Source organism: Fictibacillus sp. 23RED33, from assembly GCF_015903925.1.
GTDB classification, from domain to species: Bacteria; Bacillota; Bacilli; order Bacillales; family Fictibacillaceae; genus Fictibacillus; species Fictibacillus phosphorivorans.
Genome location: NZ_JACZDX010000003.1, coordinates 436,576 through 451,309, shown reverse-complemented (window position 1 = coordinate 451,309; position 14,734 = coordinate 436,576). Strand labels below are relative to the sequence as shown.

Sequence of the window (14,734 nt, the reverse complement as noted above, 5' to 3'; positions counted from 1 at the left end):
AAATGGCATTTTGGAACAGAAACAAAAGAAAAAAAAGGTCTTCTTTATCATCTATAGGATTATTTATGACTGGTGAAGATGGATCACTAAGTGTTTCAGGTTACACCAGACTTTCTGATAATCCTGAAGTTAGAATGGCAGTTGATAAAATAGCTGATTTAATCAGCACAATGACAATTCACCTTATGCAAAATACAGATGATGGGGATATTAGAGTAAGAAATGCATTGTCTCGAAAAATAGATATTAACCCATATAGTCTTATGACTAGAAAAGCATGGATCTATAACATCGTCTATAGCATGTTGCTTGATGGGAAAGGCAATAGTGTGGTTTACCCTAAAACGAATAACGGTTTAATTGATGACTTAATACCACTTAAACCGTCAGGAGTATCCTTTCAAGATACACCCGAAGGATATCAAGTAATTTATCAAGGAAAAACGTATAACCATGATGAGATTCTTCATTTCATTATTAATCCAGATCCAGAGCGTCCATACATCGGACGAGGTTATCAGGTAGTATTAAAAGAAATTGTAAACAATTTAAAGCAGGCAACGAAGACAAAAAATAGTTTTATGTCTGAAAAGTGGAAACCACCATTAATCATTGCTGTGGACTCTATGGCTGAAGAATTAACCAGTGAAGAAGGACGAGATGAAATCCTTAAAAAGTATGTTTCTGATACAGAAGGTGGTAAGCCTTGGGTTATTCCGGCTGATTTGGTTAAGGTGGATCAAGTAAAACCATTATCTTTAAATGACCTTGCAATAAATGATGCAGTACAAATTGATAAAAGAACGGTAGCGGGCCTTATTGGAGTGCCGGCTTTTTTTGTTGGAGTCGGTGACTTTGACAAGGATGAGTTCAACAGCTTCATAAACTCCAAGATATTACCCTTTTCTAAAGGGATGGAACAGGAACTCACCCGGAAACTACTATTTGCCCCCGATCTTTATTTTAAATTTAATCCAAGATCATTATATGCCTATGATCTTAAAGAACTTGCAGAGGTTGGAGGAAATATGTATGTACGCGGATTAATGCTTGGGAATGAGGTCCGAGATTGGTTAGGACAATCACCATTAGAAGGATTAAATGAAAGAGTCATCTTGGAAAACTACATCCCAGCTGGCATGATTGGTGATCAAAAGAAATTAAACCAAGGAGGTGAGAAAGAAGGTGAGTAGAGAAAGCCGGCAAACAAGAAGTTTACAAACTGATCTCAAAACTAGAGCAGAACCAGAATCACAGGAGATGTATATTGAAGGATATTTTGCAGTGTTTAACGGTGCTACTGAATTGTGGCCAGGAGCTTTTGAAGAATTAGCACCAGGAGCTTTTGATGGGACCCTTGGCAATGATGTAAGAGCACTCATTAATCATGATACTACCCTTGTATTAGGTAGGAATAAGTCTGGGACGTTGGAACTTAAAGCTGATAGTCATGGACTTTGGGGACGCGTTAAAATCAATGCTGCCGATTCAGACGCAGTAAATTTGTATGAACGTGTAAAGCGCGGAGATGTAGATCAATGCTCTTTTGGGTTCAATATTGGTGCTGAAGAAACGGAATGGCGTGATGATGGAACAGTAAAATGGACCATTACACAGGTCGATTTACATGAAGTATCAGTCGTTACATTTCCTGCATATGAGGAGACGGGTGTTCAAGCTCGAAAGGCTGAAGTTCAGCAACATCAGCAACGACAATTGGAACAAAGAAAACACAATTTGAAAGCGAGGCTAAAACAATGTCATTAAAACAATTAATGCTAGGAAAGAAAATTGAACAAAGAAAGTCAACTCTTGCAGATCTAATGATTAAAGAAGAGGGATTTGCTACACGTTCAAAGGAATTAGAAAATGCTCTAAGTGAGGCGAAAACCGATGAAGAAATTAACACGGTTGAAGAGTCAATCACTACACTGGAAAACGAGCAAAAAGATGTGGATGAAAAGAAATCCACCTTAGAAAGTGAAATTGAAGACCTCGAAAAAGAATTAGAGGACCTTAACACCAAAGCACCTTCAAATACAGAGAATCGTTCGGCTAATCAACAACAATCCCAAACAAGAAGTGAGGCGGTAGTAGGTATGAAAGTAAATAAAGGTTTCTTTAAAGGAATGGAACGATCTGCAGCTATGGAAATGGTTAAGCGAGAAGAGGTTAAGACATTCTTAACTAACATTCGAGAACGCAGTTTTAAAACAGAATCCATGCAAATGCGAGCTGTAGAAGGCGGCAATTTGGGTATTCCGGATGTGATTCTGGGTTTAATCCGAGATAATTTACATCGTTATTCAAAACTAATCAGTAAGGTAAACTTAAAACCACTTGGTGGTACTTCACGAATGAACATTGTGGGAGATATTCCTGAAGCTGTTTGGACAGAAGCGTGTGCTTCCTTAAATGAGCTAGACCTTAAATTCTATCAATTGCAAATGGATGGATACAAAGTCGGTGGTTATATTCCGGTATGTAATGCACAGTTGGAAGACTCTGATTTCAACTTGGGTAGTGAAGTGTTCGATGCGCTTGGCCAAGCAATTGGATTGGCGGTAGATAAAGCAATTCTATACGGAACTGGTGTTAAAATGCCTGTAGGAATTGTAACACGTCTTGCTGAAACTGCTAAACCTTCCTATTGGGGTAACAATGAACGAACTTGGGCAAATCTTTCTAGTTCTAATGTTGGACAAGTGACCGGTGACACGCCTGCTGAACTTTTTGCAAACTTAATTAGAAAAAGTGGAAATGCAAAAGCTAATTATGGTAATGGATCAAAGTTTTGGGCTATGAATGAAACAACTTTTACAGAATTGCAAGCTCAACTAGTTACATTTAATGCAGCTGGTGCAATCGTAGCAAGTGTTAATAACTCAATGCCGATCATTGGTGGGGATATAGAAATTCTTCCGTTTATGAAAGATGGAGACATCGTAGGTGGTTACGGATCTCACTACATCTTGGCAGAACGAGCAGGATCTACTTTCGCAGTTTCTGAACATGTACAATTTATTCAAGATAATACTGTATACAAAGGGACGGCTCGTTATGATGGTAGACCTATTTCCGGTAACGGATTTGTAGCAATGAACATTATGGGTGCAGCACCTGCAACATCTGTAACATTCGCACCTGATGAAGCAAATGAAGCAACTCCTGAAGTATAAAATAACACTATGAAAGGGAAGGTGAATAATTGTGGAAATAAAAGTATTGAAAAGATTCAAGGATAAAAACACAAAGAAAGTTTTTCCTGTTGGCGCTCTTTATCAATCAGATGATGAAGAGCGTATTTTATTTCTTCAAGAGAAAGGTTATCTAGAGAAGTCAATTCCTCTTTCTCCAGAAGAGATTGAAGTTGAACAATTGCTAACTCAAAATGTCGATGCGATTAGAAAATCAATTTTATCCGACATGGGTAAAGAAAAGTTAAATAACTTACTCGCCATAGAAAAGGAAGATAAGAATCGCAAAGGGGTAATCGACCATATTGAGGGTCTTCTAAAAGAAGGTGAGTAATGAATGGATGAGCAAACTCAATCCACATGCTTAAGTCTGTTAAAGCTTGATTTAGGTATTACACATGATCTAAGAGACACATATTTTAAAAAGCATCTTAACAGTACGCAAAACGAGATCGAACGTACTGGAATTGTTTTAGACTTCGCGGAAGATGACGACATTATGCTTGTCGTTGATTATTCAGCATGGAGTTACAGGAAGCGTCAAGAAAATGTCCCTTTGTCTCGTAATCTTCAAATCAGGATTAATAATAGAGTAATAAAGAAGGCGGGGACTGCTGATGCCGTCACTTAAATCTTCTCTTGGAAACAATGAGCACATATCTCTTGATGATGTGTGCTTTTTAGTTTCAGTCACAACCGTTAAAGACGAACTAGGTCAACCTATAGAAGAACAGGAAGTAGAGAGACAAATATTCTGTTCTGAAATGAGTGTTTCGAGAGCTGAATTCTCCGCTGCGGGGCAAAATGACCGTATACCACAATGTACACTTGTTGTGGATTCTGATGAGTACGATCAGGAGATTGAAGTTAAACATGGCAAGAAAAAGTTTACTGTCTATCGAACGTTTTTGCGTTCTGATGGTCTTACCGAGCTTTATTGTGAGGTGAGAGCCGGTGGTTAAAATTGCAGATTTAGAAAAAGAGATTGCAAGACAAATTAAACTTTATACAACTTCTGTTGAAGAAGATCTAGTTGAGGCAAAAGATGAAGTTTCAAGAGATGGAGTGTCTTTGTTAAAACAGAATAGTCCTGAGGATACCGGTGACTACCGTAAAGGATGGACAAGGAAAAAGATTGGTCAAGACTTTGTGATTCACAACAAAACTGATTATCAACTTACTCATCTTTTGGAGTATGGTCATGTGAAAGCTGGTGGTGGTCGTGTCTCACCTAAGGTACACATAAGACCAGTGGAAGAAAGATTAGTTGATGAATATGTGAAACGTGTAGAGAAGGCGATTAAACCATGACACTAGCAGAATTAAAAGCCATTCTTGATCAAACTGGTTATCCAGTTACTTATTCACATTTTAAGGGTACACCTGAAAATCCTGTCCCATACCCTCCGTATATCTGTTATTTGGAAGTATACTCAACAAATCTATTTGCAGATAACCGTGTGTATAAGAAGTACCCTAACATTCAAATTGAGCTTTATACAAAGAACAAAGATTTAATTGCGGAAAGTAAACTTGAATCTGTTCTTGACGGAAACGAGATACCTTATGAAACTAATGAAAATTTCATTGATTCACAAAGTCTATTTCAAAAAATATATGAAGTGAGGTTGATTTAATTGGAAAACAAAGTTGTATTTGGATTGAAGAATGCACGTTATGCAGTAATTACTGAGGGAACAGATGGAGCATACACGTATGGTGCCCCTGTGAAATTCCCAGGGGCTACAGCATTAACATTGGAGCCAAAGGGTGAACAAGCTGACTTTTATGCAGATGATATTTTGTATTATACTTCTGCATCAAACCAAGGATATGACGGAACATTTACAGTAGCTAATATCACGGAGGCATTCCGTAAAGACGTTTTAGGAGAAGAGCTAGATGCTGTAGATAAGGTGTTAAGTGAAAAAAGCTCAGCTAAACCAAAAAAGATTGCTTTGTTGTTTGAATTTGATGGTGATCAGAAAGCCACTCGCCATGTCTTATATAATGTATCTGTTACTCGACCTGGTATGGGATCAGCAACGAAAAGTACTTCTGTAGAACCAGGGACAACAGAGCTTACATTTGTGGCTGCACCTCGTCCAGAAGATGAGCTGATTAAAGTTTCTACAACAGCTGATACAACAGCTGGTGTTTACGATGCATGGTATACAGCTGTATACGAGAAAACAGTTTAAGGAGTGAAGCAGTTTGGAAAAAACGTTAACGATTGATAATAAAGAAGTTCGGTTTAAAAGTACTGCAGCTACTCCATTGAGATTCAAAGCGCAATTTCAAAAGGATTATCTTGCGGAGATAATGAAATTAGATTCTCTCGGAAAATTAGATACAAAAAACATCAAACCAAAGGACCTTGAAAAGATTGATTTCGAGGTCTTTTATAATATTGCTTGGACTTTGGCCAAAACAGCAGATCCGAGTATAAAAGACCCCATTACATGGTTAGATGGTTTTGAAACATTTCCTTTAATGGAAATACTTCCTGAGTTGTCTGAAATGATCTCAGTAACGCTTCAAGGAAAAAAAAAATAGAAGAAAAGAATGTTAATGAAGGAACGTCAACGGGAGAATTAATCTCAACAGAGACGTTCCTTGTTTTATGTAGAAAGAGCGGGTTAAGTCATGCGGATCTAGAAGAAATGACCTTTGGTATGTGCTTAGATTTTATCTATGAAAACTTAGAAATGAACAAACCGGCTAATGAAAAGTCCCGAAAAGCAAATCAAACGGACTTTGATTCCTTCTAATAAAGGTAGGTGAGAACATGGCTGATAAAAGAATAAAAGGAATTACAATTGAAATAGGTGGAGAAACTACCGGCTTACAAAAAGCAATGTCGGACGTAACGAAGAAAAGCATATCTCTTACACAAGAATTAAAAGATGTGGAACGTTTACTTAAATTTGATCCGAGTAATGTTGAAGCATTAGCACAAAAACAAAGACTTCTTGCTGATCAGGTGGAAGTAACAAGTAATAAGTTAAAACAATTGAAAGATGCTGAGGAGCAGGTGCAAGCGCAATTTAAAAAAGGGGATATTACTGAACAGCAATATAGAGCTTTCCGAAGAGAAATTGAATTTACGGAAGGTTCACTAGGTAAATTGAAGAGCTCTTTAGCATCTGTAAATAATGGTGCACCTCTAAAAGGCTTAAAGAAAGATGCCAAAGATGCAGAAGAGTCGGTTAATGATTTAGGCGGGGCACTTGAAGGTTTAGCTGGTACTTTGGTAGCCGGAGGTGGAATAGCAGGCACTATAAGTAGTGCTTTAGATACATCATCAATTGACACTAAGATTGATATCTCCTTTGATGTCCCGGAAGAATCGAGGAAAACGGTAAAAGATGCAATAAAAGGTATTGAAGCCTATGGGGTTGAGGGAGAGGCTGCTCTTGAGGGAGTAAGAAGGCAATGGACTCTCAATAAAAATGCTAGTGATGAATCTAATGCAGCGGTAGTCAAATATGCTGGTGTAGTCGCTAGCTCATTTGCGGGGATTGATTTTACCGAACTGATTCAAGAGACAAATGAAGTTGCTAGTGGTATAGGAGCGACCAATGAAGAAGCCATAGCTCTTATAAACTCATTATTAAAAGCGGGTTTTCCACCTGAACAATTAGATACCATCGCAGAATACGGAATGCAAATGAAGGATGCTGGCTTTTCGGTTAAAGAGATACAAAGCATTTTTGAACAAGGGATAAATACTAAGACATGGAATATTGATAATTTAAACGATGGTGTTAAAGAAGCAAGGATTCAGATGTCTACGTTTGGTCAAGAGATTCCTAAATCCTTAAAACCATTAATACAAGATGCAGGTCTTTCGGTCGATCAATTTCAAAAGTGGGGGAAAGCTGTAACTGAAGGTGGCGATGCTGGAGCTAAGGCTATGAGTGAAGTAGCTACCTGGTTAGACGGTATTGAGGATAAAGCATTAAGAAATGAGATAGCAACTACAGTTTTTGGTACTAAGTGGGAAGACCAAGGACAAAATATGATATCTGTTTTTCAAGGCACAGCTGATGCAATGGATAAAACAAAACAAAATGCAGATAGTCTGAATCAGCAAATGAATGCACTAAATGCAGATCCTGCTATACAATTGCAACAGGCAATAGCGGATTTAAAAACAGCTCTAGAGCCATTATTATTACAAATTGCAGAATTTGTTGCACAGATTGCAATATGGGTTTCTGAGAATCCTAAATTAGCGGCAACTATAACCGCAGTTGTTACCGCAGTAGGAATATTAATTGGATTACTATTAATAATAGCACCGATATTCACCGCTTTAGCTGCAGCTGCTACTGCTACAGGAATCGGTTTATTACCACTTGTAGGTATCGTTGCTGGAATAGTGGTTGCATTCGGATTATTAGTTGCCGCAGGAATTGCAATATATAAAAACTGGGATGAAATAAAAGCTAAAGCCATTGAAGTTTGGGGATCGCTATCTTCTTGGTTTGGGACTGTTCTTGAATCCATCAAACAAACCTTCAGTTCTGTGTGGGGGAACATTACCTCATTTCTCACGCAAACATGGAACAATATCAAGTCAACTTTATCTCAGACCTGGGATTCTATTAAGCAAACAACATCAAACACTTGGAACACGATCGTTAGCAACGTTATGAAGATCATCACACCTTTTGTAAATGGAATCATGAACATTTATAAGGGTATGAAAGATGGACTTAAAACCTTATTCGATGGATTAAAGCAGTATTTCAGTGGAGTTTGGAATTTGATTAAGAATATTTTCACGGGTGCAGTTTTACTAATAGTGGATCTTGTAACTGGTGACTTTAATGCCTTAAAAAATGACTCCAAAGCGATTTTTGAAAACATGAAAAATGCACTAAGAGACATATGGGAAGGATTAAAGAAAATCTTTTCAGGAGCTGCTTCAGCAATCAAAGGTTATGTAGTTGCGTCGTGGGAGAATATCCGGTCAACTACTTCAAGTGTGTTCAATGCAGTTAAGAGTACCATATCTTCTATATGGCAGGGGATTAAGTCATTCTTTACTTCATCGTTATCCAGTATAAAAAGCAGTGTGTCAGAAGGTTTTCAAAACATAAAGTCATCCGTATCAAAAGGAATGACGGATGCTCAAAATAAGATCACTGAAATCTGGAAATCTATTATGAGCTTCTTTAAGGGAATTAATCTTAAACAAATCGGTAAAGATGTCATTCAAGGTCTGATTAATGGGATAACCGATAAGGGAAAAGATCTTGTTAAGAAAGCGAAAGACATAGCAGATAGCATTAAAAAGACATTGAAAAACGTACTCGATATTCATTCACCTTCCCGAGTTACAAGAGAGATTGGGAAAAATGTTGGTGAAGGTCTTGTACTGGGACTTGGAGATAAAGCTGGAGCAATAACAAAAGCATCAGTTGAACTTGCTAAAGCTGCTATCCCTGACTTTATAGGTCCTATTAAGATTTCTGAAGACCGTTTAAAAGCCTTTAATGCTATTATCAAATCCGTTACTTCTGCATCAGCAAATGAAATTGCACTCATCCATAAAAATGCGAATGCTGAACGCGCAAAAGTAACAAGTGATGCGAATCAAAAGATCGCGGACATTGAAAAGAAGGCAGCTACCCAGAAAAAAGGATTAACTCTATCTCAGAAGATCCAGATCAACAACATAGAACGAGATGCAGCTGAAGAAAGAGCTAAAATCTCAGCCAAGGAAAAAGCTGATGTTGCTAAATCACAAAAGGAAATTAGTGCGGAGAAATTAAAGGCACTTCAAGAATACGTATCAAATCAAAAGAACTTAAACCGTATGTCTCTTGAGCAAGAGGTAGAGTTCTGGAAACAAGCTCTTACTACGTTTAAGAATGGGACTACAGAAAAGGTTCAAGCTCAAATCGCTTTAAATAAAGCGTTAGATGCTCTAAACGCTGAAGCTTTTGCGAAAGAGAAGAAGTGGATCGATGAGAAGAAATACTACAATCAACTGTCTCTGGCTCAAGAATTAAAAGAATGGCAAGAAGTACAATCTCGTTATAAGAAGGGTACGGAGGAAAGAGCAGAGGCTGATCGTGAAGTATATCGTTTGAAAAAGCAAATTCATGATGACTTGATGAAGATCAATGAGGAGTACACATCAAAAATTGAAGCATCTCAACAACGATTAATCGAAGGTGAGCAAAAGCTAACAGAAGAGTACAACAAAGCTGTTACCGATCGTACTCGTGCTTTGTATTCGTTTGCTGGAATCTTTGATGAAATTAATAAAAGCAGTGAAGTAAGTGGCCAGAAACTTATTGAAAACCTTCAAGGTCAGGTTTCTACTTTCGCAGAATGGGCAGATAACATCAAATCTCTAGCAGCAAAAGGAATTGATGAGGGACTACTCGCAGAACTAAGAGAGATGGGTCCTAAAGCGTATGCTGAGATCGCTGCATTAAATTCTTTAACTGACGAGGAGCTTCAACAATATGCAGCATTGTGGAAGGAAAAAAATGCACTAGCCAGGACTCAAGCAACAGATGAGCTTGCAGGGTTAAAAACAGATACTCAAATCAAGATTGAAGAGTTGAGAAAGCAAACGGAGATTGAACTCACGAAGTACAAGGATGAGTGGTTGGCTAAAATCAACCAGATTCGAACAGGTACAGAAAACGAATTAAACATCATGAACAGCTCTATGAAGACGATTGGTAATCATACCATTCAAGGTTTAATGGATGGTCTAAGCCAGATGACAGGACCTTTACTAAAGCAGGCGAGAGATATCGCAAATGCTGTAAAGAAAACCATTCAGCAGGCATTAGACATTCATTCCCCATCAAGAGAAACCATGTGGATGGGTGAAATGCTTGGTGAAGGACTTATTCAAGGTATGGATCAAACTATGTCACGCCTTCAATATATGTCGTCTAAAATGGCATCAGCAGCTTTACCAAATATATCAGGTGATTCACTTTCATTAAATGGTTCTTCTGGAGGAGGATCTACTACGTCAGGGGATACTTATGGTGATATCTACCTTTCCGTTTCAGTTAAGGAAATGCAAGAGTTTAATAATGTTGTGAACATCTTCAGATATTTAAAACAAAACGTGAAATCAAACCGAAAATCCTAAGGTCTCCAATTACGAGTACCTTAGGATTTAGATTAGTTATTTCGAGGTACTATAGTTAGACCGGAAATCTGATCAGCAAAAACGAGCATTTGTTCTAAACGAGCAATTGGATTTAACATGTCATCTTTAAAAATAGATACATTTTTAAGACTTAAAGTTGTTCCGTTATCAACAAATTCAATTGGCCCTTTTTCTTCAAACATCTTAACGACTTCTTTACGTTGTTTTAAAAGATAGGATAAATTCAATTGATATCTATCTTCTTGGTTTGGGATTGGTGTAAAAAAATCATCATCTTCAGGAATTTCTAACTCTAAATCACATTTAATAAATCCAAATTGTGTCATTAAAAGAAGTTGGAAATCATTATTAATGTTCATCTTATTAAACTTTTGTGTAAGAAATCCTAATTGTTGAATTGTAATAGCTTTTAATGAATATTTATCGATACTATTTTTTTCTTCTACTGCTTTCGTCATTACTCTCACCTCCTTCAAATTACCATTATTCGACAGAAGTGAAGGAGTTTCCTTTAGAAAGGAGGTAAACCATGCCAGTACAAAGCTTTAAAGTCGGAGAAATGCTGAATAAGCGTACTCCAAATTCTAAGACATGGATTAACTTTGATGGCTCTTACACAACGGAGATCCACCAAGGAATCATCCATTATGAAGATGCTTCAGGAAACCTTCATAACATAAATACTGATCTGTTTGATGAAGCAGATTTCAATGAAATTGATTTCCCTGTCGCTAAAGATGGGGATTCTTTATTTTATGAACAGCAAGCCAAAGCCACAAAAGATAAGAAAAAGAACAGGTTGAACCGTGAGAACTATGATTTTCAAGGTTTAGCAGTTCCTTATGAGTGTCGTATACCAAGGAATATTAGAAGAGGTTATTCAATCGGAAAGGGTGCAAGTAAGCTCAAGTTTATTCCTGTAGGTGCTTCAGTTTCAAAGGGGTATGCAGAAGGAAACAAGATTACTTATCCTGACGTTTGGAATGATGCCGATCTTGTACTTGAACTGTTGCCTGAAGGTATCAAGGAAACAATCATCCTTAAAACGGATAAAGCACCGATTAACTTCTCTTTTGAGGTACAAGGTGAGCTTGCGCAAGAACTGAAGATACAGCCGATGTGGTTGATGGATGCTGAAGGAACAAAGCGTGATGTTCTTCAAGGTGTTTCTGAGGTTGATGATAAGGTACTTTTGAACATCGCTGCTGATACGTCTAATCTTGTATATCCGATTGAGGTTGACCCTACTGTAACTATTACAATGAATCCTACCGCAGGTAAAGATGCATGGGTATATTCCGGAAGTCCAAATAGCAATTTAGGCACATCATTTCAAATAGGATTGCCACCTGTGGGAGGAACATACTATCAATCAAATGCATTGGCAATGTTTGACTTAAGTACAATTCCTGTGGGAGCAGTTGGTATATCTGCAACCCTAAATTTAAAAGGTTACGGTGGAAGTGAAAACTATTTATTTGTTTTTCAAAAAGTCTATGCATATGTTTTAAATGCCCTTTGGGATGAAAACACAGTAACATGGAATAATAAACCGGGTTCTATATCTAGTGGATTAACAACATATAGTGGAAACCCTCAAAATAGTAATTTAACTGCACATTCGTTTAGTGGTGGGGGGTTAATTAACTATATTACGGCTTATGCAGGTCAAGCAAATAACCCGGGTTTTATGTTGCAGATAAATGAAACTCCTCAAAATTTTTCACAAAGTTTAACCTTTGCAAGTAAAGATGATGGCGTTTTACAAAATAGACCTTCATTAACAGTAACATACAACGCACCGCCAACAGCACCAGTAGTTACAGCACCAAATGGTGGAGAAACGTGGAATAGTAGTCATACTGTGGCGTGGACAGCTTCAAAAGATAAAGTTGAAACAGGTGTACTTAATACAGGTGGCGCGGGCGCTCATATTAATACCATAACACTTTGGTCAACAAATCCTGGGGAAGTATCTGGTCAAACCTTCTTAGCCCCTAAAACGTTCTATATGGATAGTGTTGATTTCGTTTTGTATAACTATACTGCTAACACTCCGTTTGATGTACAGTTGTATAGTTTAGTTGGTGGTGTTCCAAGTACATTGCTTTTATCAGAACGTGTCTCTTTCTCTGAAGGAACGACAAATGCTGAAAAAAGGGTAAGTTGTAAATTTTCAAATCCTTATCAGTTACAAAACGGAGTTGGATATGCGATTATATTCTCTTACGTTTCTGGTGCAAATACGACGTTATCTCTTACATCAAACACCTATGCGAATGGTTCCCATGTTTTTAAAAGTGGAGGAACCACTTGGACTATTAATACAACTTATGACCACAGAATTACAATTTATGAGTATACAACAAACCTACAATACCAAATCCAATTATCAACAAACAACGGCAGCGCATGGAAAGACATTGTAGCTTTAACAGCTGCAGGAGCTACGTCTTATCCATACGACTTTATTAATGAAGCTGAAACTAGCACAGCGTTAATAAGAGTACGAGCCTATGATGGTTCAGCTTATGGTCCGTGGGATACTTCAAACGGAGTATTTACGATCGTTCATAACCAAGCACCTACAGCGCCAACCGGATTAAGTCCTTCAGGAGAGCCAAAAGACAAAGCTTCAGTTGTTCGTTTTGGATGGCTACACAATGATCCAAACGCAGGAGATCCGCAAAGTAAGTTTGATCTACAGTGGCGAGTGCAAGGTTCACCAACATGGAATACAGTCACACAAGCCACTACCAACAACTATTACGATATGCCAGCCGGAACGTTGCCAAAAGGAACGGTTGAATGGCAGGTTAGGACGTATGATCAGGCAGGTTTGCCTTCTCCTTATTCAGCTTTACAAGTGTTTATTGCAGGAGATAAACCACCTACGCCTACCATCACAGGGCCAGTTAACGGTTCAGTGGTTCCAGTATCTAAGCCAGTGGTTCAATGGTCGAGTGTGGATCAAGCAGGTTATCAGGTTAATGTTCAAAATGCTTCAGGTTCTACTACTCTATGGACTACTGGACAAGTGAACAGTGGAAATAAGGCTGTAACGGTTGGAATCGATCTTGAGAATAACACGGATTATAGAATTCAAACACTTGTACGAGGTGCAGAAGGTATTTGGTCGGATGCAGCCATTTCAAATATCAACGTTTCTTATACACCGCCTGCATTGCCTGTTTTGGATGCGGATGTACATTCGACTGCTGGAACTATAACTATAAACATTAGTAATCCAGTACCACAGGGCACCGAACCTACTGTTACATCTAATGACCTCTACAGGCGTGAGGTTGGCAATGTTAACTGGGAAAGAATTGCTGATAATCTTGGAAACAACGATTCGTATACAGATTATACGGTTGCATCTGACCAGGTATATGAATATAGAGTCATAGCCTATGGAGATAACGGGACCTTTAGAGAAAGCACATTGGTAAACTCTTCCGTAACTCTGAAGGGCATTTACCTTCATGTGATCAGTAACGCGGAGAACACCTCTAAACGTTTTTTAATGGGTGAACAGAAAGGATCTTCAACATGGAATCTAAACCATGCTTTTCATAAGTTTGCTGGTCGGCAGAACTTTGTAATCGATACGGAAGATTCTACCGAGTACGGAGTAGATTTCACGATTAAGCTAAGAAACGCTGAAGAGCGTAAAGCTTTAGAAAGTATCATCTACAGTCAAGAAGTAGTTTGTTTCCGTGACGGTAGAGGAAGGAAAGTTTTCGGTGTTTTTGTTACATTCCCACTTGAAGATGCCTTTTGGGGAGAATCCACCAGTTTAAATCTAACTAGAATTGACTACAAGGAGGAAGTGCTATGAGTTTACTAGATGCATTGATCGCTCAAGGAATGAAGAACAATGAAGTCTTTACTAAAGAGTTAATTGAAATCAAAAAGCGTGTGGAAAATACAAAAGAGGTACAAGCTATTGCCGCACTTAAAGACGTAACAGATGCTATGCAGAGTGTTGATGACTTCACCCTAACACAGTCCGTAAATACTCAGATGGATACAGAGAATATGAAGCAGGTAGATGATTTTACGCTTCAAGAAGTCATGAAGCATGAAGATCGTATTACTGTACTGGAAAGCAAAGTGAATGGAGGTATTGCATAATGGCAGAAACAACTACAACAGTTGAAGCAACATCTTCCAACTATCCTTATGATCAGAATAATTGGTTTGAATCTACTCAGGAGTATTGTTGCAAAATGAGCAGATATGGCTTTCTTTCCACAGATCCTAAATACAGATACATTGTAGAACAAGGAAAGTGTGCTTATATTCCTGGCACTTTAAAGCGCATCTACCAACAGGAATATGAAGATTATAAAAAAAGTTTGTCACCTACACTGTAAGGTGG

At 38.0% G+C, this 14,734-nt stretch carries 15 protein-coding genes; 14 read left to right on the top strand and 1 reads right to left on the bottom strand.

All coding sequences use genetic code 11. The features are described from left to right. Window positions 1–2: 2 nt before the first annotated feature. The 11 genes from IHV09_RS14220 to IHV09_RS14170 all read left to right on the top strand — a co-directional run bounded on the left by IHV09_RS14220 (window position 3) and on the right by IHV09_RS14170 (window position 10,329). Entirely contained in the window at window positions 3–1,193 is a 1,191-nt protein-coding gene (locus IHV09_RS14220) for a phage portal protein (protein ID WP_197264750.1), read from the top strand. Continuing rightward, the gene (locus IHV09_RS14215; protein ID WP_197264749.1) at window positions 1,186–1,767 is read left to right on the top strand and encodes an HK97 family phage prohead protease; all 582 of its coding nucleotides are present in this window, start codon (window positions 1,186–1,188) and stop codon (window positions 1,765–1,767) included. The genes IHV09_RS14220 and IHV09_RS14215 overlap by 8 nt, the downstream gene beginning before the upstream one ends. Then, window positions 1,758–3,179 carry a phage major capsid protein gene (locus IHV09_RS14210; protein ID WP_197264748.1) on the top strand — a complete coding sequence of 474 codons (1,422 nt, stop codon included), beginning with the start codon at window positions 1,758–1,760 and terminating at the stop codon, window positions 3,177–3,179. Before IHV09_RS14215 ends, IHV09_RS14210 begins: the two co-directional genes overlap by 10 nt. 31 nt (window positions 3,180–3,210) lie before the next feature. Further along, a complete protein-coding gene (locus IHV09_RS14205; RefSeq protein WP_197264747.1) occupies window positions 3,211–3,531 on the top strand; it encodes a hypothetical protein in 321 nt (106 codons plus the stop codon). A gap of 3 nt (window positions 3,532–3,534) precedes the next feature. Then, window positions 3,535–3,828, top strand: a complete 294-nt coding sequence (locus IHV09_RS14200; RefSeq protein WP_197264746.1) for a hypothetical protein — start codon at window positions 3,535–3,537, stop codon at window positions 3,826–3,828. Beyond that, window positions 3,815–4,159 (top strand): hypothetical protein, encoded by a 345-nt coding sequence (locus IHV09_RS14195; RefSeq protein ID WP_197264745.1) that lies wholly within the window; start codon window positions 3,815–3,817, stop codon window positions 4,157–4,159. The genes IHV09_RS14200 and IHV09_RS14195 overlap by 14 nt, the downstream gene beginning before the upstream one ends. Beyond that, window positions 4,152–4,508 carry an HK97 gp10 family phage protein gene (locus tag IHV09_RS14190; protein WP_197264744.1) on the top strand — a complete coding sequence of 119 codons (357 nt, stop codon included), beginning with the start codon at window positions 4,152–4,154 and terminating at the stop codon, window positions 4,506–4,508. The genes IHV09_RS14195 and IHV09_RS14190 overlap by 8 nt, the downstream gene beginning before the upstream one ends. Then, the gene (locus tag IHV09_RS14185; protein ID WP_197264743.1) at window positions 4,505–4,834 is read left to right on the top strand and encodes a hypothetical protein; all 330 of its coding nucleotides are present in this window, start codon (window positions 4,505–4,507) and stop codon (window positions 4,832–4,834) included. The genes IHV09_RS14190 and IHV09_RS14185 overlap by 4 nt, the downstream gene beginning before the upstream one ends. After that, window positions 4,835–5,398 carry a major tail protein gene (locus IHV09_RS14180; protein WP_197264742.1) on the top strand — a complete coding sequence of 188 codons (564 nt, stop codon included), beginning with the start codon at window positions 4,835–4,837 and terminating at the stop codon, window positions 5,396–5,398. A 13-nt stretch (window positions 5,399–5,411) separates the two neighbouring features. Beyond that, window positions 5,412–5,753: a hypothetical protein gene (locus IHV09_RS14175; RefSeq protein WP_197264741.1), complete on the top strand. Its 342-nt coding sequence runs from the start codon at window positions 5,412–5,414 to the stop codon at window positions 5,751–5,753. A 232-nt stretch (window positions 5,754–5,985) separates the two neighbouring features. Next, entirely contained in the window at window positions 5,986–10,329 is a 4,344-nt protein-coding gene (locus tag IHV09_RS14170; RefSeq protein WP_197264740.1) for a phage tail protein, read from the top strand. A 32-nt stretch (window positions 10,330–10,361) separates the two neighbouring features. On the opposite strand, the gene IHV09_RS14165 is transcribed toward IHV09_RS14170, so the two are convergent. Continuing rightward, on the bottom strand, window positions 10,362–10,808 hold the full coding sequence (locus IHV09_RS14165; RefSeq protein WP_197264739.1) for a hypothetical protein: 447 nt from the start codon (window positions 10,806–10,808) through the stop codon (window positions 10,362–10,364). Between the two features lie 71 nt (window positions 10,809–10,879). On the opposite strand from IHV09_RS14165, the gene IHV09_RS14160 reads away from it, so the two are divergent. From IHV09_RS14160 to IHV09_RS14150, 3 genes are read left to right on the top strand one after another with little or no spacing between them, the layout of a single operon-like run. Further along, window positions 10,880–14,191: a DNRLRE domain-containing protein gene (locus tag IHV09_RS14160; RefSeq protein WP_197264738.1), complete on the top strand. Its 3,312-nt coding sequence runs from the start codon at window positions 10,880–10,882 to the stop codon at window positions 14,189–14,191. Next, window positions 14,188–14,487, top strand: a complete 300-nt coding sequence (locus tag IHV09_RS14155) for a hypothetical protein (protein ID WP_197264737.1) — start codon at window positions 14,188–14,190, stop codon at window positions 14,485–14,487. Before IHV09_RS14160 ends, IHV09_RS14155 begins: the two co-directional genes overlap by 4 nt. Then, on the top strand, window positions 14,487–14,729 hold the full coding sequence (locus tag IHV09_RS14150; RefSeq protein WP_197264736.1) for a hypothetical protein: 243 nt from the start codon (window positions 14,487–14,489) through the stop codon (window positions 14,727–14,729). Before IHV09_RS14155 ends, IHV09_RS14150 begins: the two co-directional genes overlap by 1 nt. Window positions 14,730–14,734 lie beyond the last annotated feature (5 nt).

Bases quoted from the DNA above. Each gene is read 5' to 3' on its own strand.
- IHV09_RS14220 (WP_197264750.1), top strand. From the start codon at position 3: ATGGCATTTTGGAACAGAAACAAAAGAAAAAAAAGGTCTTCTTTATCA.
- IHV09_RS14210 (WP_197264748.1), top strand. From the start codon at position 1,758: ATGTCATTAAAACAATTAATGCTAGGAAAGAAAATTGAACAAAGAAAG.
- IHV09_RS14200 (WP_197264746.1), top strand. From the start codon at position 3,535: ATGGATGAGCAAACTCAATCCACATGCTTAAGTCTGTTAAAGCTTGAT.
- IHV09_RS14195 (WP_197264745.1), top strand. From the start codon at position 3,815: ATGCCGTCACTTAAATCTTCTCTTGGAAACAATGAGCACATATCTCTT.
- IHV09_RS14185 (WP_197264743.1), top strand. From the start codon at position 4,505: ATGACACTAGCAGAATTAAAAGCCATTCTTGATCAAACTGGTTATCCA.
- IHV09_RS14170 (WP_197264740.1), top strand. From the start codon at position 5,986: ATGGCTGATAAAAGAATAAAAGGAATTACAATTGAAATAGGTGGAGAA.
- IHV09_RS14165 (WP_197264739.1), bottom strand. From the start codon at position 10,808: ATGACGAAAGCAGTAGAAGAAAAAAATAGTATCGATAAATATTCATTA.
- IHV09_RS14160 (WP_197264738.1), top strand. From the start codon at position 10,880: ATGCCAGTACAAAGCTTTAAAGTCGGAGAAATGCTGAATAAGCGTACT.
- IHV09_RS14155 (WP_197264737.1), top strand. From the start codon at position 14,188: ATGAGTTTACTAGATGCATTGATCGCTCAAGGAATGAAGAACAATGAA.
- IHV09_RS14150 (WP_197264736.1), top strand. From the start codon at position 14,487: ATGGCAGAAACAACTACAACAGTTGAAGCAACATCTTCCAACTATCCT.